This window comes from Pedobacter sp. AW31-3R (assembly GCF_052180285.1).
Classification (GTDB): Bacteria; Bacteroidota; Bacteroidia; order Sphingobacteriales; family Sphingobacteriaceae; genus Pedobacter.
The window spans coordinates 6410606-6437113 of the sequence record NZ_CP197475.1 but is presented as its reverse complement, the minus strand read 5'-3'; the positions used below and the strand labels follow the sequence as shown (position 1 = coordinate 6437113).

Below are 26508 nucleotides of genomic sequence, written 5' to 3'. Positions count from 1 at the left end.
CGATGAAAGCATTTTTAAAAGAAGTTGCAGAAGATTTAGTTGGCAGACTGGGAAAAGACCTTCACCATGCCGCGATTGTATTTAATAATAAGCGTCCGGTAGCCTATTTACAGCAGCACCTCGCCGCTGCCATAGGGAAACCTTTCTGGAGTCCCTCATTTTATACCATTCAGGAATTTTTTTCCCTGTCTACCGATTTACAGATCGCCGATGGCTTCACCCAGTTTTTTACCTTGTTGCAGCAATACAATCATCTGCTGGTACAGGAAAATGCAAAAGCGATCCATCCCGATGTGTTTTATCCCATTGCCAGGATTATCCTCAGTGATTTTGCCCAGATTGACAATGACCTGGTGGATGCCGACAAGCTGTTTGAAGAACTGGAAGATATTGCGGTGATTGAAAAAAACTTCCAGCACCTTAGTCCGGAACAGCAGGCTTTCCTGGAGCAATTCTGGACTTCCTTTTCAACAGGTAAACAGAAAAACTATCAGGAGCAGTTTATCCGCATGTGGCGGAGAATGCCAAAGTTATATCATGGTTTTCATGAAGCACTGCGACAGAATGGGCAGACCACCATGGCACATGTGTACCGTAAACTTGCCAGAGGAAGAGCAGAAAAACCCGGATTTATCGATGCCTTTGAGCAGGGTAAGTTGGTCTTCGCCGGATTTAATGCGCTGAGCAATGCCGAAGCCGCCATCTTTAAACGCTGGAATGAGGAAGAAAAGGCGCTCTTCTACTTCGATACTGATACATATTATATGGAGGACGATACCCAGGAGGCGGGATTGTTCCTGAGAAAAAATATACAGCGCCTCGGACTTCCCAATGCTTTAGGTGCAAGCCGCCCCTTAATCAAGTCCCTGCAGAAGGAGATTAAAGTATTTAAAACACAGGGGCAAACTGCACAGGCCAAAATTCTGCAGAAAGAGCTGGAAGAGGATTACCCAATGCTGGATGCCCAGGATAATGCCGGCAAAATTGCACTGATTCTTGCCGATGAGAGTCTGCTGCTGCCGGTATTGCAAACCATTCCTACGCACTATAGTCCTGAAGTCCGCCAGGGACAGGAATCAGTCGCACAATCCGTTAACCTGAATGTCACGATGGGGTATCCACTACTGGCATCCTCTATTTTTGGACTGGCTGATTTATGGCTTACTGTTCAGGCGCAGCTGGCAAAAGGGAAAAAAGATACGGTATACCACAAGGATGTGGAAGCCTTTTTATCACATCCGCTGATTGGTATCCCGCAGGAACAAAGACATGCATTGCAACAGGAAATCTTAAGCAAACAGCTTATTGAAGTCGGCCTTCCCCTTTTAAAAGGAGCAGGATTATTGTCAGCTTTATTCTTCACCAAAGGACATACCGGTTCCGCTGTGATCAATCACCTCCAGGAGGTCTTCAAACAGGTTCTTGAACAACAACTGGAAGAAAAAACACTGAAACAGACAGAGGTTGATTTGTTTATTGCCACGATAAAGGAGTTGAACCGCCTGCATGATACACTGGCCCAGTTTGCCTCACATCTTCCCCTGCCTTTTGTGCTTTCCCTTATCCAGAAAGCGGTACAGGGAATTGCGGTTCCTCTCACGGGTGAGCCCTTGCAGGGTGTTCAGGTCATGGGATTGCTGGAAAGCAGGAGCCTTGATTTCGACCATGTTTATATTTTAGGGGTTAACGAAGGTATCCTGCCACAGATTAATGTGTCGCCGAGTTTTATTCCTGATAGTATCCGCAGGGCATACGGATTGCCCGTAATTGAGAATCAGGATGCGATTTCTGCCTATATGTTTTACCGTTTATTACAGCGGTCAAGAAAGATCAGCCTGGTGTATAATGGCCAGGCAGATGACAATACTACCGGCGAACCCAGTCGCTTTTTGCGTCAGCTCGAATTCGAAAGCGGTTATCAATTTAAATATTACAATCAGCTGCAGTCGGTCAGTACGGAACATCCCAAAACTATGGATGTGAAGAAAGAAGGAGACATTTTGAAACGTTTACATGCCTATCTTAAGCATACAGATCTTAAGGATACGCTGGACACTCCAGTAGAAAATTCAGGCAATCATATAGCAACAAATGGGGCAAAAGAACTGACCCCAAGATTATCTGCTACTGCAATCACCACTTATATGAATTGTCCGGTCCAGTTTTTCTTTAAGTATATCGCCAAAATTGAAGAGCCTGAAGAACTGGCGGAAAATCTGGAAGCAAATAATATCGGCTCCATGCTTCACTATGTTTTGGAGTGTTTCTATGGGGAGCTCAAAGCGGAAAGTCCGTATATTACTCCTGAACGGATCACTGCACAGCGTAAGCATCTGGATAGGTTAAGTAAGGCGGCTTTTGCCAAGGTGATGTATGGTGAAGAGCAGTCTGCATTACCACCTGAAAAACACCTTGTTCATAATGGAATGCAGCAGGTGGTGCTGGCTATCGTAGCTGAATATGCTGATGTTATCCTGGATCATGACCTGACAGAAGCTCCCTTTACCATCCTGGGATTGGAAAATAAGGATGAGATTAAGTTTGGAATAGAAGTATCCGGGGCTCAGCATGAAATTACCCTTCATGGAATTATTGACAGGATAGACCAGAAAAATGGGACAACACGTGTAGTTGATTACAAAACAGGCAGGGATGAACTGCAGTTTACTTCCCTGGCAGATCTTTTTGATATCACGTCTGGTAAACAGAATAAGGCTTTGGTGCAAACCTTGTTTTATACCTATGTATATGAGCAGTCGAGGGGCATGAGTGGCCTGGAACCTAATCTTTACCTTATCCGTAAGATGCGTAAAGAGGGGACACTCTTTCAGTTTTCAGAGAGCAGGGGGAAAAAGATTCAGCTGCAGGCAGAACATTTGGAAGGGTTGAAACAAAACTTCAGTGAGTTGCTGAAGGAAAAGCTGGAAGAGTTGTTCAATCCTGAGATCCCTTTTATACATACCCCGGTGATGGAGAACTGTAAGTATTGCCCATATACATCATTGTGTGGACATTAAAACCAGGTGGCTGAAATGGCAAAATGTATATAAGAAAAGTCAATTTGTAGTGTAAACCTGGGAAATGTATTAAAAACACTACTTTATTATTAAGTTACAATAGTTATATTTGCCAGCAGTTAACATTTGAATATACAATGAGAGAGATTCAATTTAGAGAAGCTTTGCGTGAAGCTTTGAGCGAAGAGATGCGTAAGAACGAAAACGTTTTCTTAATGGGCGAAGAAGTTGCGCAGTACAACGGTGCATATAAAGTAAGTCAGGGTATGCTTGATGAGTTTGGCGACAAACGCGTTATTGATACACCTATTGCTGAGTTAGGTTTTACCGGAATCGGTATCGGCGCTGCAATGAATGGATTAGTGCCAATCATAGAGTTCATGACATTCAACTTCTCTTTGGTAGCGATTGATCAAATTATAAACGGTGCTGCTAAGATTTTATCTATGAGCGGTGGTCAGTTTTCAGTTCCTATTGTATTTCGCGGACCAACAGGTAACGCAGGTCAGTTAGGTGCACAACACTCTCAGAACTTTGAGAACTGGTTTGCAAACTGCCCAGGTTTAAAAGTTGTTGTACCTTCAACTCCTTATGAAGCTAAAGGTTTATTGAAACAAGCTATTATTGATCCGGATCCGATTATCTTCATGGAATCTGAGGTGATGTATGGTGATAAAGGTGAAGTTCCTGAGGAAGAATACTACCTTCCAATCGGAAAAGCCAGAATTGTTAAAGAAGGTACAGATGTAACCATCGTAACTTTCGGTAAAATGCTTACCCGTGTAGTGAACCCTGCTGTGGAAGAATTAACGAAAGAAGGTATCAATGTTGAAGTTATCGATTTACGTACTGTACGTCCTATCGATTATGCAACGATCATCGAGTCAGTTAAAAAAACTAACCGTTTAGTGATTGTTGAAGAAGCATGGCCTTTGGCATCGATCTCTTCTGAGATTACGTTCAATGTTCAGAAAAATGCTTTTGATCATTTAGATGCACCAGTTTTACGTATCACTTGTGCAGATGTTCCGTTGCCTTACGCACCGACATTAATTGCAGCTAGCTTACCTAACGCAGAACGCGTAGTGAAAGCAGTGAAAGAAGTGTTATACGTAGCAAAATAAGTTTATCTCCATTAAAAGTTATATAAATCCCGTCGGTTGATACCTGCGGGATTTTTTATTTATATTATATTTGTTTTCAGTGTTTAAATCCAGAAAAAGCTGCATTTTGCAGTACCATCAGGGCTAGGCTGATATGGTTTTTTACCAATAAAAATTATACAATATTCTTATCATGAGTGATCACTCAAAAATTATCGCCGCAGAACTTGCGGTAGCAGAAAAACAGGTCATTGCTACTATTGAATTGTTAGATGAAGGTGCTACAGTACCTTTCATTTCCCGGTATCGTAAAGAGGCTACAGGGAGTCTGGATGAAGTACAGGTTGCTGCTGTCCGTGATCGTTTCCAACAGTTGCGTGACCTGGATAAAAGACGGGAGGCTATACTGAAAGCATTGGAATCGTTAGGTAAACTGACACCGGAGCTGGAGCAGCAGTTAAATGCTGCGGTAAACATTGCCACCATCGAGGATATCTATCTTCCTTACAAGCCGAAACGTAAAACCAGGGCTTCAGAAGCCAGAAGAAAAGGACTGGAACCACTGGCTTTGCTGATCTTTGAACAAGGAAAATCCGATCCTGATGTGGAAGCAGATAAGTACCTGAATGTTGAACTGGGTGTTTCTTCCCTGGAAGATGCATTGGCAGGTGCAAGGGATATTATTGCAGAGATGATCAATGAGAATGCGGAAGTAAGAACGGATATGCGGACATATTTCCAGCAGAAAGCCGTATTGAAATCTGTTGTGATCAAAGGGAAAGAAGAAGAAGGAATTAAATATAAGGATTATTTTGAATGGGAAGAGTCTGCAAAAACGGCTCCTTCACATCGTGTGCTGGCCATGAGGCGCGGTGAAAATGAATCTATTCTTAAAGTGGAGGCTGTACCGGAAGAGGATGGCGCTATTGCCATCCTTGAGAAACATGTGATCCATGGAAATAATGCCTGCTCAAAACAGGTAGAGCTGGCTATGCACGACAGCTACAAACGGTTGTTGGGCCCGGCAATGGAAACGGAACTTCGTGTACTGTCAAAGCAACAGGCAGATGAAGAGGCTATCCGTGTGTTTGCTGAAAATGCACGGCAACTGTTACTTGCTGCCCCGATGGGACAGAAAAATGTTTTGGCCATAGACCCTGGATTCCGTACCGGATGTAAGGTGGTATGTCTGGACAGGCAGGGTAAATTGCTTGAAAATACAGCGATCTATCCGCATACCGGACAGGGAAATGTAAAAGCTGCAGCAGATATTGTCCATAAATTATGTACTAAACACGAGATTGAAGCCATTGCCATTGGCAATGGTACAGCAGGACGTGAAACGGAAGTGTTTATCCGTGGACTGAACATACCGGGGGTGCTGGTTGTGATGGTGAATGAGAATGGTGCTTCTATTTATTCTGCTTCAGAGGTTGCCCGTGAGGAGTTTCCTACACAGGATATTACCGTTCGTGGAGCCGTTTCCATCGGTCGCCGCTTGATGGATCCCCTGGCTGAGCTGGTGAAGATTGATCCTAAATCTATTGGTGTAGGACAATACCAGCATGATGTTGACCAGTCGAAGTTGCAGGCATCATTGGACGATACTGTTATGAGCTGTGTAAATGCTGTAGGTGTTGAATTAAATACGGCATCTAAACAGGTATTGGCCTATGTATCCGGATTAGGACCACAGCTGGCACAAAATATTGTAACCTATAGGAATGAGAACGGAGCTTTCAGAAATAGGGAGAGCCTGAAGAAAGTACCCCGTTTAGGAGATAAAGCTTACGAACAGGCTGCGGGTTTCCTGCGCATCAGGGATGCTGCCCATGTACTGGATTCCAGCGGAGTTCACCCTGAGCGCTATTCCCTGGTGAACCAGATGGCAAAAGATCTCGGTCATTCCGTAGACGAACTATTGAAGGATGTGAAATTGCAAAAACAGATTAAACTGCAGCAATATGTGAGTCCGACTGTAGGGATGCCAACCTTAACAGATATCATGGCCGAACTGGCAAAACCAGGACGTGATCCAAGGGAGCAGTTTGAAGCTTTTAGTTTTACTGAAGGCGTGAATGAAATTGGCGACCTTAAGGTGGGAATGAAATTGTCAGGTATAGTGACCAATATTACCAATTTCGGAGCTTTTGTTGATATCGGTGTTCATCAGGATGGATTGGTACATACCAGCCAGCTGGCGGATAAGTTTGTCGCTAATCCCAATGATATTGTAAAAGTGAGCCAGAAGGTTGAAGTGACGGTGAAGGAAATTGATGTGGCACGCAAGCGTATTTCCTTGTCTATGAAAAGTGAAAATGCACCTAAGCAACAGTCACATGGCAAAACGGCTTCCTCTTCAAAACAAAGTAGACCTGCTGCATCCAGGAAACCGGAGCACAAACCTAAGGCTAAGCCACAGCCTGAAGGTGATTTACAAATGAAACTGGAAGCTTTGAAAAATAAATTCAAATAGCTATTCATGCTGGAAATTGTAGCAGGTCGATTGTTTATTGAATTGATCCTTATGCGACAGATATTCCAATAAAATTAAATAAAGAGAGTTGTACCCTGATTGAACTGCCCCCCAATTTGTCTAAATTTTGGGGGCAGTACAAAGGGACAGCTCTCTTTCTATTTTACGATAACAGCAAGAGAACTGTACACCTTTTGAATTCTTCGGATGCAGTTCTCTTGCTGTTTGATGAGCGGAGTCTGATTTCTCTGTTAATCCCTGTTCATTCTCACGATGCGGGGCAGGAATTTACCCTGAACCTCAATAAGCTCTTTTTGCGCCGACATTACCTTTTCGATGTCTTTGTAAGCCATTGGATTTTCTTCCACGCTACCGCCAATCAGTGTTACCCCTGAATTGTTTAGGATTTTTTTCAGTGCAGAAGCCGTCATATTCTGTTTCGCTTTCATTCTGCTCATGGCTCTTCCTGCACCATGTGCTGCAGAGTTTAGTGAATTTTCTACACCTTTCCCAGCTACAAGGTATGCCGCGGTGGTCATGCTCCCCGGAATAATCCCCATTTCACCGGCATGTGCAGGAGTTGCTCCTTTTCTGTGGACGATGATATCTTTTCCCTCAGCAGTCTTCTCCTTCCATGCGAAGTTATGATGGTTTTCGACATTTGCGAGCGATTGTAATCCTAAAGACTTCAGCAGGCTCTGATGTATGGTATCATGGCAGGCCTTTGCATAATCACCTGCAAGATTCATGCTCATCCAGTATTCCTGACCAGCTTCGGTGTCCATGTCCAGCCAGGCAAGTTTCTGGACTTCGCGGGGCAGCCTGCATTTGTCCATGGCTATTTTTGTATAGTAGCCGGCGATGTTGGCTCCCAAACCCCGACTTCCGGAATGGGACAGGAGGGCTATATATTTTTTCGCAGGGAGCTGAAGCGAATTGTTTTCGAACAATTCGATCTCTCCGAATTCCACAAAATGATTTCCTCCCCCTGAAGTTCCCAGTTGCCGTGCTGCTTTCCCCTGCAATCGCTTTAGAAAGTCAGTCTCATTGAATAATGGACTGTCCAGTATTTCATGGTAGGGCTGTATCTCCAGTGAACCTTCCATACCGAAATGGGTAAGATTTTTTAAAGATACTTTCATCTGATGAGCATATCTTTTATAAAAACTTTCTCCTTCATCCAGGATAGAGAGAGACATTCTGCAGCCAATATCTACACCCACTGCATAGGGGATTACAGCATTGCTGGTTGCCAGAACACCGCCAATAGGTAGTCCATAACCCGTGTGGGCATCGGGCATTAATGCTCCCTGGACGGCGACAGGTAACGACATCGCTAGTTCCATTTGTTTCTTTGCTCCATTATCTATTTCCTTTTTGCCGTAGATTTTTAATAATCCGGTTTCCTGTAAAAGTGGAAATGACTGGAAATTGCAAGCCACCTCCCTTTCCACAAAGGTTTCTGCAATTTTCCCCAAATGTTCATGATCAAGATAAGATTCAGGATTGTTTTTTATGTGTATGAATAGTTCTGTAAGCTCTGCATGGGAATGATGTTTGAAATGCTTGGCAATGATGTTGATTACCAGGCTTCTTGCTTTGTCATTTGTATAGCCGAGTTTACTTAATTCTTTTGTTTTTAATATACGCATTGCGTTTAAATTTCTGTGTTGCCGACATCAGAGGACAGTGATCCTCTTCCAGTCAACATGATGGTGATGTGGATTGAAATAATTGATAGGTCAGTTATATTCAAATGATGGTTTTTGAGAATACCCCAGGCACGATCTGAATAAGCTGAAATTGAAGGCAAACGCATGCTTCAGACTAAGTTATTTAGCCTGATTTTTATCTATTCCATGAAATTTAGTTATAGGAATATACGTCAGCCTGTTTTAGGCAATGAGCGATAGGGGCGATATGTTGATACGTTCTGTCATGATTCCTATAATTTTAAAATGATTTAATCCTCAGGAATTGATGCAAAGGTATGATAACAAAAGTGATAAGTGCAAGTTTATTTTTTTCTTTGTAAGGGCAGTGGTTTTATGATCTTATGCTGTCTACTGTGCGTTGGGTGTGTAAATTGGCTGAGATATCATCTTGGGCAATGTAATGTATCGGCAGAACCATGCTGCGGTTTGACCGGAGAAATTATGGGGACTGATCTGTTATTGCCCGATAACTGGTCGGAACGTGTTCGGGCAGCTTGCCAGTATACGCTCACTTTCCTGCCACCTGCTTCCCACTAAAATCATGGGAAAACTGGGACTCAACTGGGACTAAAGTGGGACTCTACTGGGACTTTGCCCGAGTAGTGTACGGCTACGTTTCGAATCATGTCTTATCCTTGTCTTGCCCTGTAATAGCTATATTCGTATAAGACCGGTTAGCGAATTATGCTTAAGGTGACTATTCACCTTGTCTTTTTAATCCTGGTTAACTATACACTTAATTTACTAATCCTGATTCAGCTATACACGGAGGTACCCCAACGTTCCGGACAGGTTTATTGCTGGTATCCGGTTACCTGTAATCATATCAGGTAACCGGAACATGCTTTCTGCATAATGGTTATCTTTCCTGCCTGAGCAGGTCATTCTTTTCCCTTTCTGTCAGAATCAACCGTTCATACAGTTCCCAGACCTTATCGATCAGCTTAAAGTTACACTTGAAACTGGAATGTCCCCCGTCATCGAAATAGTCGAGGAGCATCTGCTCGTCGAAGTTTTCAATAATCTGTACCGGTACCTGCAAAGCCCGGGCTATTTTTCTAAGCATTTCTATGTCAATAGATTCACTCCTTTCCATTTTGGATATCGCCTGCTGGTTTAAGCCCAGGTCGATCGCCAATCCTTCCTGTTTAATTCCCTTCAGTTCCCTTACCCGGGCAATTTTTCTGCCTATACTGTTTTTCTCTTCCATTGTTAAAAATATGATGTTAAATAATCACTGTTAGTTCTGATTTATTGAGCGTTAAATGAGTGGAGAGCGATTCATCAAAAGGGCGTTTTCCTTAAACAGGCTTAGCTCCACAGCCTTCAGATGATATGTTGTGGATTGTTAGTTCAGTCCAATAGCCTGGACTGTTCCGTAAGGTCTTCCTGAAGGAAGAAAAAGGGACGTTCTTTATTGCTACCGGGCATAATGATGTCGCAGGAATGGATACGGGTATGCCGGTAAACCTCTTTCTCCATGATGACATGGAGGAGTGTCTTTTCCTGGTGCCTGGGCTGGAAAACCCGGATGTCTTCTTCGCCCAGTGCCCAGGCTATTTCCTGCAGTTCAATATCGGACTTTAGGGGAAACTGGAGCATTTCAATGGCATCCATGAAATCTGCCTCCCTGGCGATGATATGGGATAGTTGTGCGGTGGTGTAACCTTTGGCGATTCTTTTCAGGATGAGCCTGTAGATGAGTTCCAGGTAATATTTCTCGATGAGTGCAACGTTGACCATGGTGTTGGATTTAGTGGTGGATAGTTTGATATTTTGGGCATAGCATGGCCTGCAGGATGGAATCCTGGAGTAAATGCAGCTAAAAACTTAGAAAAGTGTAGACGGCAGGGAGGGGTGGTTTCCTTGTGTCCTGAGAAAATGAAGATTAACCAGAAGGGCCGTTCCGGTTGAGGAGCAGGTCATCTATGAAATGCGTAACAGGAGTTGGGCAGAAGATTTGAAGGGTGGTGTTGTCTCTGTTTTTCATTGCTTTACGTTTATAAAGGCTTTAAAGCAATGAAAACTTAGGGAGACCAGGATATGGAGGCTCCCCGTGCGCAGTAACACCCCTCGGAGGGCGAGAACATTGTTCTCTTAGCAAAACGCACGGAGAGCGCCCATGGAACTATACAAATGTACAGAAACCGGGCATTCTATCATCCGTAACTTTGTTTTGCTGTAGATTTCCGAGGTCTGTTACTACAAAGTTTCGTTGATTTAAATACCTACTAGGATTTAAAATCTGGTAATAAAGCCATCGCCTGATTACCACGTTGTAAATGTAACCACACCAAATCGTACGGAGATAACAAAAAAATAAATATTTTTTCTGTCATGATTTCTGGGTATAAAATCAAAATTTTTATACCTGTAAGGGCAGTATGCGATAGTGGCATGGGTTTGTTACCCCGCGCCTTCTATATATGGTTTGTGCCTACTATCACAGTGACCATAGGCAGGTAGACATTGAAGCAGGGATAAGGCAGACTCATGCTTTGGGCTTTTGTCCGGCAATAATCTGTATTTGGTGTTGCCTTGAAATTGGTTTTAAGTGGAATCTATGTGAGTATTGTATTGATTTCAGGTTAGGCAGATCGGGGAGTATTAAGCGTAAGTAAAAGGTAAGCCATGCTATTATATATATACATTATTTAGTCGTCTTTTGCAGGTAGCGGATGTGGTAGTAGCAGATTGATGTATATCTGGAAACAGGCCAGCCTTGCGATTACATGGGTCCCTCAATAGTTTTTTCCTGGTCAATTGAAGCCGGGTGCTGTGCAAGGTCCCAAATTCCCTTTCCACGTTCTGTTCCCATCCATCCACTTTAAGCAGCCATTGTAGGATCTTATATGGCCATTTGGGGCTCCTGGGCCCTGAAAAGGGCATGTACTGTTGCAGTTTTTGCTGTGGAAATGACGGTGCCCTATTGTATCGCCAAATATTTATAGCTGTCAGACAATAAGTTAGCGTTATGATACAATTAATTGTATATAATTGTTTGCGGCCATGGATATTTTTCCTACTTTTGCATCCCGCTTCGGAGGAAGGGAAACAGTGCAGGAGATAAAGAAGAAGTAATTTGAAAGGCGTGTAAAGAATAGGAATCCGGTAAAGGTTTTGTTTTTTAAGAGGAAGGTTTAAACTTCCTTCAGGGTTTTAAAACCCTTAGAAATAAAAAAAATAAAAAGCTTGCCAGATCAAAAAAGATTTCTACCTTTGCAGTCCCAACAAAACGGGAGCCCAGCGGCGGATGTCGCAGGGAAACAAACAAGACTGAAACGATCAGAAGATCAGCTGGAATGCAGGAACAATAAGACCTGCGGGAAAGAAGAAAAGAGATCGCAACATATACAGGCCGCCGTGAGGTAAGTGCCGAGAAGTTCATTAAAGAGATGTCATTTATAAAACGTAAGCGGGGTAATCCTGTAGAAGATCAAAGTACATGATCCGCATGGGTTTTTCAAGTTAGATCTGTCAGACAAATAAGAACAGATTATTATTAAATTAATTTATTAAGTTAAGAATGGTCAGCGTTCAAACACAACATTTTACAATGGAGAGTTTGATCCTGGCTCAGGATGAACGCTAGCGGCAGGCCTAATACATGCAAGTCGAACGATAGATTGGAGCTTGCTCTAATCGAAAAGTGGCGCACGGGTGCGTAACGCGTATGCAACCTACCTTAATCAGGGGGATAGCCCGAAGAAATTCGGATTAACACCGCATAAAATCACAGCACAGCATTGTGTAATGATCAAATATTTATAGGATTAAGATGGGCATGCGTGTCATTAGCTAGTTGGCGGGGTAACGGCCCACCAAGGCGACGATGACTAGGGGATCTGAGAGGATGACCCCCCACACTGGTACTGAGACACGGACCAGACTCCTACGGGAGGCAGCAGTAAGGAATATTGGTCAATGGAGGGAACTCTGAACCAGCCATGCCGCGTGCAGGAAGACAGCCCTCTGGGTCGTAAACTGCTTTTATTCGGGAATAAACCTCATTACGTGTAATGAGCTGAATGTACCGAAGGAATAAGGATCGGCTAACTCCGTGCCAGCAGCCGCGGTAATACGGAGGATCCAAGCGTTATCCGGATTTATTGGGTTTAAAGGGTGCGTAGGCGGCTTTTTAAGTCAGGGGTGAAAGACGTTAGCTCAACTAACGCAGTGCCCTTGATACTGAAGAGCTTGAATGGACTAGAGGTAGGCGGAATGTGACAAGTAGCGGTGAAATGCATAGATATGTCACAGAACACCGATTGCGAAGGCAGCTTACTATGGTTTAATTGACGCTGAGGCACGAAAGCGTGGGGATCAAACAGGATTAGATACCCTGGTAGTCCACGCCCTAAACGATGAATACTCGCTGTTAGCGATACACAGTTAGCGGCTAAGCGAAAGCGTTAAGTATTCCACCTGGGGAGTACGGTCGCAAGATTGAAACTCAAAGGAATTGACGGGGGCCCGCACAAGCGGAGGAGCATGTGGTTTAATTCGATGATACGCGAGGAACCTTACCCGGGCTTGAAAGTTAGTGAATCATTTAGAGATAGATGAGTGAGCAATCACACGAAACTAGGTGCTGCATGGCTGTCGTCAGCTCGTGCCGTGAGGTGTTGGGTTAAGTCCCGCAACGAGCGCAACCCCTATGTTTAGTTGCCAGCACGTTAAGGTGGGGACTCTAAACAGACTGCCTGTGCAAACAGAGAGGAAGGAGGGGACGACGTCAAGTCATCATGGCCCTTACGTCCGGGGCTACACACGTGCTACAATGGATGGTACAGAGGGCAGCAAGCTGGCAACAGCAAGCGAATCTCCAAAAGCCATTCACAGTTCGGATAGAGGTCTGCAACTCGACCTCTTGAAGTTGGATTCGCTAGTAATCGCATATCAGCAATGATGCGGTGAATACGTTCCCGGGCCTTGTACACACCGCCCGTCAAGCCATGGAAGTTGGGGGTACCTAAAGTATGTAACCGCAAGGAGCGTCCTAGGGTAAAACCGATAACTGGGGCTAAGTCGTAACAAGGTAGCCGTACCGGAAGGTGCGGCTGGAATACCTCCTTTCTGGAGCAAGACTAACTACCCGTTTGCGTAAATGATATAAATGACAATAAAATCTCAAAAAGACAACCCATAGGATGAAACATCAACTAGATGTTTTGACCAGACTGAAAGAAGGTATTGACTGAGGCAAACGGCAATGTGAATGAGCAACTCAACAGCATTACCAGCAGCCACAGAAAAATAGTCCCGTAGCTCAGTTGGTTAGAGCACTACACTGATAATGTAGGGGTCAGCAGTTCAAATCTGCTCGGGACTACATAGTTATAATCTTACGGGGGATTAGCTCAGCTGGCTAGAGCGCCTGCCTTGCACGCAGGAGGTCAACGGTTCGACTCCGTTATTCTCCACCATCACCGGTATCTGATACAAAAGATACAGAAATAGGTAAACCGAAAGGAATACCCGGGATAGAAAAGTTCTTTGACATATTGGAAGAAGTTAATAAAGAAGAGCAAACAACAATAGAGACGTTGTTAGCGCTTAGGGAAGTAACCATGGATGAGCAATCATCACTGGGAACTGATCAAAAAGGTTAACAGCATTAATAAAAAAGCATTTCCATAGGCGCAAAAGGCTATGGAGAGAAGAAAGTAAGAAAGAGTACACAGGGGATGCCTTGGCTCTCAGAGGCGATGAAGGACGTGATAAGCTGCGATAAGCTTCGGGGATTAGCAAATATGACTTAATCCGAAGATTTCCGAATGGGGCAACCTGGCTGATTGAAGATCAGTCGCACTGCGGTGCGCAAACCTGCCGAACTGAAACATCTAAGTAAGCAGAGGAAGAGAAAATAATAATGATTTCCTAAGTAGTGGCGAGCGAACGGGAAAGAGCCCAAACCAATATTGTTACGGCAATGTTGGGGTTGTAGGACTACGATGTGGTATTAATGAATTGAAGTGGAACAGGATGGGAAGCCTGGCAGTAAAGCGTGAGAGCCGCGTACACGTAAGAGACATTAGCCTAGTAGTATCCTGAGTACCGCGAGGTCGGAGACGCCTTGTGGGAATCTGCCGGCACCATCCGGTAAGGCTAAATACTCCTGAGAGACCGATAGTGAACCAGTACCGTGAGGGAAAGGTGAAAAGAACCCCGAACAGGGGAGTGAAATAGAACCTGAAACTGTGTACTTACAAGCGGTCGGAGCGTCCAGGTGGCGTGACGGCGTGCCTTTTGCATAATGAGCCTACGAGTTACTCTTCTCTGGCAAGGTTAAGTGTTTAAGACACGGATCCGAAGCGAAAGCGAGTCTGAATAGGGCGTATAGTCAGGGGAGGTAGACGCGAAACCTTGTGATCTACCCATGGACAGGTTGAAGGTGCGGTAACACGTACTGGAGGACCGAACCGATAAACGTTGAAAAGTTTCCGGATGATCTGTGGGTAGGGGTGAAAGGCTAATCAAACTGGGAAATAGCTCGTACTCCCCGAAATGTTTTTAGGAACAGCGTCGTGGTAGAGTTTGATAGAGGTAGAGCTACTGATTGGGTGCGGGGGAGTCAAATCCTACCAAATCCAGACAAACTCCGAATGCTATCAAATATACACGGCAGTGAGGCCCGGGGTGCTAAGGTCACGGGCCGAGAGGGAAAGAACCCAGACCATCAGCTAAGGTCCCTAAATTACTACTAAGTTGAACTAACGAGGTGCGATTGCACAGACAGCTAGGATGTTGGCTTGGAAGCAGCCATTCATTTAAAGAGTGCGTAACAGCTCACTAGTCGAGCGATCGTGCATGGATAATAAACGGGCATTAAGTAGTATACCGAAGCTATGGGTAGAATTAATTCTACGGTAGGGGAGCATTCCAGCGGCAGCGAAGTTATGGCGTAAGCTGTGGTGGAGCTTCTGGAAAAGCAAATGTAGGCATAAGTAACGATAAGGCAGGCGAGAAACCTGCCCGCCGAAAGGATAAGGTTTCCTGATCAACGCTAATCGGATCAGGGTTAGTCGGGGCCTAAGGAGAACCCGAAGGGGAAATTCGATGGACAACTGGTTAATATTCCAGTACTTTTTATAACTGCGATGTGGGGACGGAGTAGTGACACTGCCGCGATCTGACGGAATAGATCGTTAAAGACTGTAGGTATTAGGGAGGTAGGCAAATCCGCCACCCTAGCTGAAAGTCGATAGTACCGCGAGGCTTCGGCTAAGTGGATAGCGCAGGTAATCAGACTTCCAAGAAAAACCGCTAAGCTTCAGGTTATAAAAACCCGTACCGCAAACCGACACAGGTATCCGGGAAGAGAATTCTAAGGCGCTCGAGTGAATCATGGCTAAGGAACTCGGCAAAATGGCCCTGTAACTTCGGGAGAAGGGGCGCTGGCAGCAATGTCAGCCGCAGTGAAAAGGCCCAGGCGACTGTTTAACAAAAACACATGGCTTTGCAAAATCGAAAGATGAAGTATAAGGCCTGACACCTGCCCGGTGCTGGAAGGTTAAGAGGGGATGTTAGTCGCAAGGCGAAGCATTGAATCGAAGCCCCAGTAAACGGCGGCCGTAACTATAACGGTCCTAAGGTAGCGAAATTCCTTGTCGGGTAAGTTCCGACCTGCACGAATGGTGTAACGATCTGGGCGCTGTCTCAGCCATGAGCTCGGTGAAATTGTGGTCCCGGTGAAGACGCCGGGTACCCGCAACGGGACGGAAAGACCCCATGCACCTTCACTACAATTTAACATTGACATTGGATACAGGATGTGTAGGATAGGTGGGAGACTGTGAAGCGGCATCGCCAGGTGTTGTGGAGTCAACGTTGAAATACCACCCTTTCTGTATTCGGTGTCTAACCCCTTTAGGGGGGGACATTGTTTGATGGGTAGTTTGACTGGGGTGGTCGCCTCCAAAAAGGTAACGGAGGCTTTCAAAGGTAAGCTCAATACGCTTGGTAACCGTATGAGGAGTGCAATAGCATAAGCTTGCTTGACTGTGAGGCAGACAAGCCGAGCAGGGTCGAAAGACGGATATAGTGATCCGGTGGTTCTGCATGGAAGGGCCATCGCTCAAAGGATAAAAGGTACGCTGGGGATAACAGGCTGATCTCCCCCAAGAGCTCATATCGACGGGGAGGTTTGGCACCTCGATGTCGGCTCGTCACATCCTGGGGCTGGAGAAGGTCCCAAGGGTTCGGCTGTTCGCCGATTAAAGTGGCACGCGAGCTGGGTTCAGAACGTCGCGAGACAGTTCGGTCCCTATCTGTTGTGGGCGTAGGAATTTTGAGTGGGGCTGACCTTAGTACGAGAGGACCGGGTTGGACTAACCTCTAGTGAATCTGTTGTTCCGCCAGGGGCATTGCAGAGTAGCTACGTTGGGAATAGATAAGCGCTGAAAGCATCTAAGTGCGAAACTAGCCACGAGATGAGAATTCCATATAGGACCGTAGCAGACTACTACGTTGATAGGTTACAGATGTAAAGGTGGCGACACCATAGTCGAGTAATACTAATCATCCGAAGCTTTCAAGAGCAATACACTGTTGTTTGTTCTTCAAACTAACTTCTTTCAATAACATGTCATTGTTTGAGAGCAGGAAGATTCCGAAAGGGATCATCCGAATCTAAAACATATTTAACATATTGTATGCGCAAGCGCATAAAAACAAAAGCACAGCGTAAAAGCTGTACGGTAAAGACATTTAGGTGCCTATATCGGTGGTGTCCACCTCTTCCCATTCCGAACAGAGAAGTTAAGCCCACCAGAGCCGATGGTACTGCGGTAACACGTGGGAGAGTAGGTCGGTGCCAAATCTTAAAGAGAGCCTTTCAGGAAACTGGGAGGCTTTTCTTGTTTACAGGGGTTTTGTACCTGTGCATTGCTGATAGATACAGCAGGCTGTTTCATATCCACATTCACAATGAACTTTATCACACATTCTGATCGACTTCAGCCCTTCATAAATTCTCTGCAGCTTATAATTTATGAATGACTGAATGTTGTAACAGGTTTATCCCCTTTTAATGCGGGCAGTGTGACATTTGAATGTTGACTCATTTATACTTTCATATTCGGGAGTTATTGCAGGAGAGGGCTGATTTTGCCTTTGGATTGTACTTTGTATGCTTTTAGCTTAGCTCCCCCGGTATTGCAAGAAAGCGCGTTGCAATCTAGAATGAGTAAAGTGGTCATCACCTAGCTATTAGAAGATGAAAGTGTGATATAAATTATCAATATCTTCTCAGGGATATTTATTGTCTTTCCCTAAATTTGGTTGAGGATTGTTAATCATACATTCTTATATTCATCTTTTTTGTTGAGTGGTTGATTATCAATGCTTTTTGAGTTAAGTTTTTATGTATTCCGGTAACATTATAATATTACCGGAATTGAATCCTGAATTATCATAATATTGCCGGAATGAAATCCGGAATTATTATGTAATTTTGAATATGGTGATTAAACGAGCATTACACGATATTATCGAGCAAAGACTTTTCAAAGGAAAAGCCATTTTGTTATTTGGCCCGCGTCAGTCTGGTAAATCCACTTTGATTGAAAAGATCCTGGAGAATAAAGATCACATGTATTTAAATGGGGATGATGCCGATGTCAGGGATATTTTAACCAACACGACAGCTACAAAGTTAAAGAGTGTGGTTGGCAGTAAGAAAATATTATTCATTGATGAGGCTCAGCGTATTCCTAATATCGGACTAACATTAAAACTATTTACTGACCAGATTAAGGATGTACAGGTCATTGCGACAGGTTCTTCCGCTTTTGAATTATCGAGCCAGGTTAATGAACCGCTAACAGGACGTAAATACGAGTTTATGCTTTATCCGCTTAGCTTTTCAGAACTTGTTAATCATCATGGACTAATTCATGAAAAGCGCTTAATAGAACAGCGTATGATCTATGGCTATTATCCTGAAATTGTAAGTAAAGTCGGTGAGGAGGGAGAATTGTTAAAATTACTTGCGGGAAGTTATTTGTATAAGGATTTGTTAATGCTTGAGCAGGTGAAAAAACCGCTTATCCTTGAAAAGCTGATTAAAGCACTCGCATTACAGGTCGGGAGTGAAATCAGCTATCAGGAACTGGGGCAGACGATAGGTAGTGACAGTAAGACCGTAGATAAGTACATCAACCTTTTGGAGAAGACCTTTGTCGTATTCAGATTACCAGCATTCAGCCGCAATGTCAGAAATGAAATCAAGAAAGGGAAGAAAGTTTATTTCCTGGATTGTGGAATTAGAAATGCCGTGATCAATAACTTTAGATCTATCTCCTCACGAACCGATGTAGGTGCACTGTGGGAAAATTATGTGATTTCTGAGCGGATCAAGTTTTTGCGTTACAATAATCAGGATGTGGATCAATACTTCTGGCGTACGGTCCAGCAGCAGGAAATAGATTTGATTGAGGATTCCGGCGAGCATTTAGCTGCTTTTGAGTTTAAATGGAATAAAAATGCCAAAGTGAGGCTACCACAAACTTTTATTGACAATTATCCTGGTTCATCTGCTTTTATTGTTTCACCTGAGAACGTAGAGGAATTTTTATTGCCTAAATCTGAATAACCTACTGTAAAATGATTTTATTGGATTGGGTTTTCGGCGCAACTCGCCGATTTTTCAAAATGCTTATCCTGATGAATGACGCTTTCAAGGTCTTGGAGCTTGATAAATAGACATTGAAATAACTTTAAAATGTTGTTGCAGAATAGGATACAATTAATTGTATATAATTGTTTGCGGCCATGGATATTTTTCCTACTTTTGCATCCCGCTTCGGAGGAAGGGAAACAGTGCAGGAGATAAAGAAGAAGTAATTTGAAAGGCGTGTAAAGAATAGGAATCCGGTAAAGGTTTTGTTTTTTAAGAGGAAGGTTTAAACTTCCTTCAGGGTTTTAAAACCCTTAGAAATAAAAAAAATAAAAAGCTTGCCAGATCAAAAAAGATTTCTACCTTTGCAGTCCCAACAAAACGGGAGCCCAGCGGCGGATGTCGCAGGGAAACAAACAAGACTGAAACGATCAGAAGATCAGCTGGAATGCAGGAACAATAAGACCTGCGGGAAAGAAGAAAAGAGATCGCAACATATACAGGCCGCCGTGAGGTAAGTGCCGAGAAGTTCATTAAAGAGATGTCATTTATAAAACGTAAGCGGGGTAATCCTGTAGAAGATCAAAGTACATGATCCGCATGGGTTTTTCAAGTTAGATCTGTCAGACAAATAAGAACAGATTATTATTAAATTAATTTATTAAGTTAAGAATGGTCAGCGTTCAAACACAACATTTTACAATGGAGAGTTTGATCCTGGCTCAGGATGAACGCTAGCGGCAGGCCTAATACATGCAAGTCGAACGATAGATTGGAGCTTGCTCTAATCGAAAAGTGGCGCACGGGTGCGTAACGCGTATGCAACCTACCTTAATCAGGGGGATAGCCCGAAGAAATTCGGATTAACACCGCATAAAATCACAGCACAGCATTGTGTAATGATCAAATATTTATAGGATTAAGATGGGCATGCGTGTCATTAGCTAGTTGGCGGGGTAACGGCCCACCAAGGCGACGATGACTAGGGGATCTGAGAGGATGACCCCCCACACTGGTACTGAGACACGGACCAGACTCCTACGGGAGGCAGCAGTAAGGAATATTGGTCAATGGAGGGAACTCTGAACCAGCCATGCCGCGTGCAGGAAGACAGCCCTCTGGGTCGTAAACTGCTTTTATTCGGGAATAAACCTCATTACGTGTAATGAGCTGAATGTACCGAAGGAATAAGGATCGGCTAACTCCGTGCCAGCAGCCGCGGTAATACGGAGGATCCAAGCGTTATCCGGATTTATTGGGTTTAAAGGGTGCGTAGGCGGCTTTTTAAGTCAGGGGTGAAAGACGTTAGCTCAACTAACGCAGTGCCCTTGATACTGAAGAGCTTGAATGGACTAGAGGTAGGCGGAATGTGACAAGTAGCGGTGAAATGCATAGATATGTCACAGAACACCGATTGCGAAGGCAGCTTACTATGGTTTAATTGACGCTGAGGCACGAAAGCGTGGGGATCAAACAGGATTAGATACCCTGGTAGTCCACGCCCTAAACGATGAATACTCGCTGTTAGCGATACACAGTTAGCGGCTAAGCGAAAGCGTTAAGTATTCCACCTGGGGAGTACGGTCGCAAGATTGAAACTCAAAGGAATTGACGGGGGCCCGCACAAGCGGAGGAGCATGTGGTTTAATTCGATGATACGCGAGGAACCTTACCCGGGCTTGAAAGTTAGTGAATCATTTAGAGATAGATGAGTGAGCAATCACACGAAACTAGGTGCTGCATGGCTGTCGTCAGCTCGTGCCGTGAGGTGTTGGGTTAAGTCCCGCAACGAGCGCAACCCCTATGTTTAGTTGCCAGCACGTTAAGGTGGGGACTCTAAACAGACTGCCTGTGCAAACAGAGAGGAAGGAGGGGACGACGTCAAGTCATCATGGCCCTTACGTCCGGGGCTACACACGTGCTACAATGGATGGTACAGAGGGCAGCAAGCTGGCAACAGCAAGCGAATCTCCAAAAGCCATTCACAGTTCGGATAGAGGTCTGCAACTCGACCTCTTGAAGTTGGATTCGCTAGTAATCGCATATCAGCAATGATGCGGTGAATACGTTCCCGGGCCTTGTACACACCGCCCGTCAAGCCATGGAAGTTGGGGGTACCTAAAGTATGTAACCGCAAGGAGCGTCCTAGGGTAAAACCGATAACTGGGGCTAAGTCGTAACAAGGTAGCCGTACCGGAAGGTGCGGCTGGAATACCTCCTTTCTGGAGCAAGACTAACTACCCGTTTGCGTAAATGATATAAATGACAATAAAATCTCAAAAAGACAACCCATAGGATGAAACATCAACTAGATGTTTTGACCAGACTGAAAGAAGGTATTGACTGAGGCAAACGGCAATGTGAATGAGCAACTCAACAGCATTACCAGCAGCCACAGAAAAATAGTCCCGTAGCTCAGTTGGTTAGAGCACTACACTGATAATGTAGGGGTCAGCAGTTCAAATCTGCTCGGGACTACATAGTTATAATCTTACGGGGGATTAGCTCAGCTGGCTAGAGCGCCTGCCTTGCACGCAGGAGGTCAACGGTTCGACTCCGTTATTCTCCACCATCACCGGTATCTGATACAAAAGATACAGAAATAGGTAAACCGAAAGGAATACCCGGGATAGAAAAGTTCTTTGACATATTGGAAGAAGTTAATAAAGAAGAGCAAACAACAATAGAGACGTTGTTAGCGCTTAGGGAAGTAACCATGGATGAGCAATCATCACTGGGAACTGATCAAAAAGGTTAACAGCATTAATAAAAAAGCATTTCCATAGGCGCAAAAGGCTATGGAGAGAAGAAAGTAAGAAAGAGTACACAGGGGATGCCTTGGCTCTCAGAGGCGATGAAGGACGTGATAAGCTGCGATAAGCTTCGGGGATTAGCAAATATGACTTAATCCGAAGATTTCCGAATGGGGCAACCTGGCTGATTGAAGATCAGTCGCACTGCGGTGCGCAAACCTGCCGAACTGAAACATCTAAGTAAGCAGAGGAAGAGAAAATAATAATGATTTCCTAAGTAGTGGCGAGCGAACGGGAAAGAGCCCAAACCAATATTGTTACGGCAATGTTGGGGTTGTAGGACTACGATGTGGTATTAATGAATTGAAGTGGAACAGGATGGGAAGCCTGGCAGTAAAGCGTGAGAGCCGCGTACACGTAAGAGACATTAGCCTAGTAGTATCCTGAGTACCGCGAGGTCGGAGACGCCTTGTGGGAATCTGCCGGCACCATCCGGTAAGGCTAAATACTCCTGAGAGACCGATAGTGAACCAGTACCGTGAGGGAAAGGTGAAAAGAACCCCGAACAGGGGAGTGAAATAGAACCTGAAACTGTGTACTTACAAGCGGTCGGAGCGTCCAGGTGGCGTGACGGCGTGCCTTTTGCATAATGAGCCTACGAGTTACTCTTCTCTGGCAAGGTTAAGTGTTTAAGACACGGATCCGAAGCGAAAGCGAGTCTGAATAGGGCGTATAGTCAGGGGAGGTAGACGCGAAACCTTGTGATCTACCCATGGACAGGTTGAAGGTGCGGTAACACGTACTGGAGGACCGAACCGATAAACGTTGAAAAGTTTCCGGATGATCTGTGGGTAGGGGTGAAAGGCTAATCAAACTGGGAAATAGCTCGTACTCCCCGAAATGTTTTTAGGAACAGCGTCGTGGTAGAGTTTGATAGAGGTAGAGCTACTGATTGGGTGCGGGGGAGTCAAATCCTACCAAATCCAGACAAACTCCGAATGCTATCAAATATACACGGCAGTGAGGCCCGGGGTGCTAAGGTCACGGGCCGAGAGGGAAAGAACCCAGACCATCAGCTAAGGTCCCTAAATTACTACTAAGTTGAACTAACGAGGTGCGATTGCACAGACAGCTAGGATGTTGGCTTGGAAGCAGCCATTCATTTAAAGAGTGCGTAACAGCTCACTAGTCGAGCGATCGTGCATGGATAATAAACGGGCATTAAGTAGTATACCGAAGCTATGGGTAGAATTAATTCTACGGTAGGGGAGCATTCCAGCGGCAGCGAAGTTATGGCGTAAGCTGTGGTGGAGCTTCTGGAAAAGCAAATGTAGGCATAAGTAACGATAAGGCAGGCGAGAAACCTGCCCGCCGAAAGGATAAGGTTTCCTGATCAACGCTAATCGGATCAGGGTTAGTCGGGGCCTAAGGAGAACCCGAAGGGGAAATTCGATGGACAACTGGTTAATATTCCAGTACTTTTTATAACTGCGATGTGGGGACGGAGTAGTGACACTGCCGCGATCTGACGGAATAGATCGTTAAAGACTGTAGGTATTAGGGAGGTAGGCAAATCCGCCACCCTAGCTGAAAGTCGATAGTACCGCGAGGCTTCGGCTAAGTGGATAGCGCAGGTAATCAGACTTCCAAGAAAAACCGCTAAGCTTCAGGTTATAAAAACCCGTACCGCAAACCGACACAGGTATCCGGGAAGAGAATTCTAAGGCGCTCGAGTGAATCATGGCTAAGGAACTCGGCAAAATGGCCCTGTAACTTCGGGAGAAGGGGCGCTGGCAGCAATGTCAGCCGCAGTGAAAAGGCCCAGGCGACTGTTTAACAAAAACACATGGCTTTGCAAAATCGAAAGATGAAGTATAAGGCCTGACACCTGCCCGGTGCTGGAAGGTTAAGAGGGGATGTTAGTCGCAAGGCGAAGCATTGAATCGAAGCCCCAGTAAACGGCGGCCGTAACTATAACGGTCCTAAGGTAGCGAAATTCCTTGTCGGGTAAGTTCCGACCTGCACGAATGGTGTAACGATCTGGGCGCTGTCTCAGCCATGAGCTCGGTGAAATTGTGGTCCCGGTGAAGACGCCGGGTACCCGCAACGGGACGGAAAGACCCCATGCACCTTCACTACAATTTAACATTGACATTGGATACAGGATGTGTAGGATAGGTGGGAGACTGTGAAGCGGCATCGCCAGGTGTTGTGGAGTCAACGTTGAAATACCACCCTTTCTGTATTCGGTGTCTAACCCCTTAATGGGGGGACATTGTTTGATGGGTAGTTTGACTGGGGTGGTCGCCTCCAAAAAGGTAACGGAGGCTTTCAAAGGTAAGCTCAATACGCTTGGTAACCGTATGAGGAGTGCAATAGCATAAGCTTGCTTGACTGTGAGGCAGACAAGCCGAGCAGGGTCGAAAGACGGATATAGTGATCCGGTGGTTCTGCATGGAAGGGCCATCGCTCAAAGGATAAAAGGTACGCTGGGGATAACAGGCTGATCTCCCCCAAGAGCTCATATCGACGGGGAGGTTTGGCACCTCGATGTCGGCTCGTCACATCCTGGGGCTGGAGAAGGTCCCAAGGGTTCGGCTGTTCGCCGATTAAAGTGGCACGCGAGCTGGGTTCAGAACGTCGCGAGACAGTTCGGTCCCTATCTGTTGTGGGCGTAGGAATTTTGAGTGGGGCTGACCTTAGTACGAGAGGACCGGGTTGGACTAACCTCTAGTGAATCTGTTGTTCCGCCAGGGGCATTGCAGAGTAGCTACGTTGGGAATAGATAAGCGCTGAAAGCATCTAAGTGCGAAACTAGCCACGAGATGAGAATTCCATATAGGACCGTAGCAGACTACTACGTTGATAGGTTACAGATGTAAAGGTGGCGACACCATAGTCGAGTAATACTAATCATCCGAAGCTTTCAAGAGCAATACACTGTTGTTTGTTCTTCAAACTAACTTCTTTCAATAACATGTCATTGTTTGAGAGCAGGAAGATTCCGAAAGGGATCATCCGAATCTAAAACATATTTAACATATTGTATGCGCAAGCGCATAAAAACAAAAGCACAGCGTAAAAGCTGTACGATAAAGACATTTAGGTGCCTATATCGGTGGTGTCCACCTCTTCCCATTCCGAACAGAGAAGTTAAGCCCACCAGAGCCGATGGTACTGCGGTAACACGTGGGAGAGTAGGTCGGTGCCAAATCTTAAAGAAAGCCTTTCAGGAAACTGGGAGGCTTTTCTTGTTTACAGGGGTTTTGTACCTGTGCATTGCTGATAGATACAGCAGGCTGTTCATATCTACATTCACAATGAACTTTATCACACATTCTGATCGGGATGCTTTCTCTTATGAATGCCATAGTAAGTCTACCTGACTTATTATATTCTTTTTACCTTCTTCTAATTCTCTCTCCTCTGACTCCTTCATTTGGAAATGATATGCGGTATTTTGGCCTATAATGCCACTATTTTCTTAAAAAAATCAGATTCTTCTAGTTTTCCTCAAAACTTATTACTACTATTGCTTCATAAGGAAGCAAAGGTATTTTGCTTATTTGTCTAACCAAATCATGAGATCTATCTAGTGTCAGAACGTGTGTTGATATCGATTCCTTTTATTGGAAGTTTTTGCTGCATTTTTTTAATGCCGGCTGTAGCTCCTATGATCTGGAAAGATAGGAAGAGAAACGCTGCTGAAGCCTCCGAAATTGATTCAATACCTATCTCTTATCAATCTAATCTATTAGATGCTGTTCTTTTCAGTCTTTCCATATATTTTGTCTGGTTAATGGCCAAAAGGAATGTAAGCTTTCAGTCTTTAGCCCATATTCTATTCTTGTCTTGTGAAAAGTACAGCGCTTTTTTAATTGGCGCATTAATTCCTTTGGATACTGTAAGAACCTTAAAAATCATGTATAATGAAAAGAATAATTTTTAGTTTTTTATTACTGACAGGCTTCTGTGGTTATGCGCAGGATGAAACAGTTCGGGTGTATCCTGGAAAAGCTCCGGGATCTGAAAACTGGTCGCAGAAAGAAGCGCAGATCTACTCAGATCTTTTTAAGACAGAAGTAGTCTTCAATGTAACTGATCCATCCATTTTAGTTTTTAAACCCGCTGCAAACGTAAAAAATACCGGCGTAGGCATTGTGATCTTTCCGGGTGGCGGTTTCCAGTCACTCTCTATTAACCGGGAGGGGATAGATTTAGCAAAATATTTAAGTGAACGCGGGATTTCTGCTTTTGTAGTCAAATACCGTCTGGTAAAAACACTATCCGGTGATCCTGCACGCGAAATGATGGAGAAACTAAAAGATCGCTCTGCATTTGAGAAAAGTACCTTGCCGGTCATTCAGATGGCTGCTGCCGATGGTAAACGTGCTTTAAAATATGTAAAGGACAATGCGGCTAAATATGGGATCACAAAAACTAAAATTGGCGTCATTGGCTTCTCTGCTGGCAGTACCGTAGCACTAGAGACGGTGCTGAATAATTCAACTGCTGATGCACCTGATTTTGCGGCTTCCATGTACGGTGGACCAAGGGAGGAATTACTCAGTGAACCAATGCCCGATAAAAAGATCCCAATGTTCATTTGTGCTGCAAGTGATGACCAGTTGAAACTGGCACCACGCAGTATCCAGTTATATAACAAATGGCTAAATGCCGGTGCGGAAACGGAACTGCATATGTATGCGAAAGGGGGACACGGCTTTGGTATGGGAAAACAGCATCTTCCTGTGGATAGCTGGATCGTCCGCTTTGAAGAATGGATGAAACAACAACAAATATTAAACTAATTACTAAATTATATA

General features: G+C 44.6%; 8 protein-coding genes, 4 tRNA genes and 6 rRNA genes. 15 read left to right on the top strand and 3 right to left on the bottom strand.

Annotation, left to right across the window (positions count from 1 at the left end; translation table 11 throughout):
* The first annotated feature begins 2 nt into the window (after positions 1 to 2).
* The 3 genes from ACSBL2_RS26205 to ACSBL2_RS26195 all read left to right on the top strand — a co-directional run bounded on the left by ACSBL2_RS26205 (position 3) and on the right by ACSBL2_RS26195 (position 6596).
* Positions 3 to 3017: a PD-(D/E)XK nuclease family protein gene (locus tag ACSBL2_RS26205; RefSeq protein ID WP_442589507.1), complete on the top strand. Its 3015-nt coding sequence runs from the start codon at positions 3 to 5 to the stop codon at positions 3015 to 3017.
* Between the two features lie 137 nt (positions 3018 to 3154).
* Complete coding sequence (locus ACSBL2_RS26200; RefSeq protein ID WP_442589506.1) at positions 3155 to 4141, top strand: pyruvate dehydrogenase complex E1 component subunit beta; 987 nt, start codon at positions 3155 to 3157, stop codon at positions 4139 to 4141.
* Between the two features lie 172 nt (positions 4142 to 4313).
* On the top strand, positions 4314 to 6596 hold the full coding sequence (locus ACSBL2_RS26195) for a Tex family protein (protein ID WP_442589505.1): 2283 nt from the start codon (positions 4314 to 4316) through the stop codon (positions 6594 to 6596).
* Positions 6597 to 6847: 251 nt separating this feature from the next.
* Here ACSBL2_RS26195 and ACSBL2_RS26190 read toward each other — a convergent pair whose 3' ends face one another.
* The 3 genes from ACSBL2_RS26190 to ACSBL2_RS26180 form a co-directional block, all read right to left on the bottom strand.
* Positions 6848 to 8248: an RtcB family protein gene (locus ACSBL2_RS26190; RefSeq protein WP_442589504.1), complete on the bottom strand. Its 1401-nt coding sequence runs from the start codon at positions 8246 to 8248 to the stop codon at positions 6848 to 6850.
* Between the two features lie 922 nt (positions 8249 to 9170).
* Positions 9171 to 9521, bottom strand: a complete 351-nt coding sequence (locus tag ACSBL2_RS26185) for a helix-turn-helix domain-containing protein (RefSeq protein WP_442589503.1) — start codon at positions 9519 to 9521, stop codon at positions 9171 to 9173.
* A gap of 143 nt (positions 9522 to 9664) precedes the next feature.
* On the bottom strand, positions 9665 to 10054 hold the full coding sequence (locus ACSBL2_RS26180) for a hypothetical protein (protein WP_442589502.1): 390 nt from the start codon (positions 10052 to 10054) through the stop codon (positions 9665 to 9667).
* Positions 10055 to 11864: 1810 nt separating this feature from the next.
* Between ACSBL2_RS26180 and ACSBL2_RS26175 the strand changes: the two genes are divergently transcribed.
* The 12 genes from ACSBL2_RS26175 (at position 11865) to ACSBL2_RS26120 (ending at position 26493) form a co-directional block, all read left to right on the top strand.
* Positions 11865 to 13387: ribosomal RNA gene (locus ACSBL2_RS26175) — 16S ribosomal RNA — on the top strand.
* Between the two features lie 182 nt (positions 13388 to 13569).
* Positions 13570 to 13643 (top strand) — tRNA-Ile (locus tag ACSBL2_RS26170).
* A gap of 17 nt (positions 13644 to 13660) precedes the next feature.
* Positions 13661 to 13737 (top strand) — tRNA-Ala (locus ACSBL2_RS26165).
* A 234-nt stretch (positions 13738 to 13971) separates the two neighbouring features.
* Positions 13972 to 16850: ribosomal RNA gene (locus ACSBL2_RS26160) — 23S ribosomal RNA — on the top strand.
* Positions 16851 to 17020: 170 nt separating this feature from the next.
* Positions 17021 to 17132: ribosomal RNA gene (gene rrf / locus ACSBL2_RS26155) — 5S ribosomal RNA — on the top strand.
* The 16S, 23S and 5S rRNA genes sit together here with 2 tRNA genes alongside, the layout of an rRNA operon.
* A gap of 639 nt (positions 17133 to 17771) precedes the next feature.
* Positions 17772 to 18905 carry an ATP-binding protein gene (locus tag ACSBL2_RS26150; protein WP_442589501.1) on the top strand — a complete coding sequence of 378 codons (1134 nt, stop codon included), beginning with the start codon at positions 17772 to 17774 and terminating at the stop codon, positions 18903 to 18905.
* Between the two features lie 723 nt (positions 18906 to 19628).
* A 16S ribosomal RNA gene (locus ACSBL2_RS26145) occupies positions 19629 to 21151 on the top strand.
* 182 nt (positions 21152 to 21333) lie between these two features.
* Positions 21334 to 21407 (top strand) — tRNA-Ile (locus ACSBL2_RS26140).
* Between the two features lie 17 nt (positions 21408 to 21424).
* Positions 21425 to 21501: transfer RNA gene (locus ACSBL2_RS26135), tRNA-Ala, on the top strand.
* A gap of 234 nt (positions 21502 to 21735) precedes the next feature.
* A 23S ribosomal RNA gene (locus ACSBL2_RS26130) occupies positions 21736 to 24614 on the top strand.
* A 170-nt stretch (positions 24615 to 24784) separates the two neighbouring features.
* Positions 24785 to 24896: ribosomal RNA gene (rrf, locus tag ACSBL2_RS26125) — 5S ribosomal RNA — on the top strand.
* Positions 24897 to 25611: 715 nt separating this feature from the next.
* Positions 25612 to 26493 (top strand): alpha/beta hydrolase, encoded by an 882-nt coding sequence (locus tag ACSBL2_RS26120; protein WP_442589500.1) that lies wholly within the window; start codon positions 25612 to 25614, stop codon positions 26491 to 26493.
* The last annotated feature ends 15 nt before the right edge of the window (positions 26494 to 26508 follow it).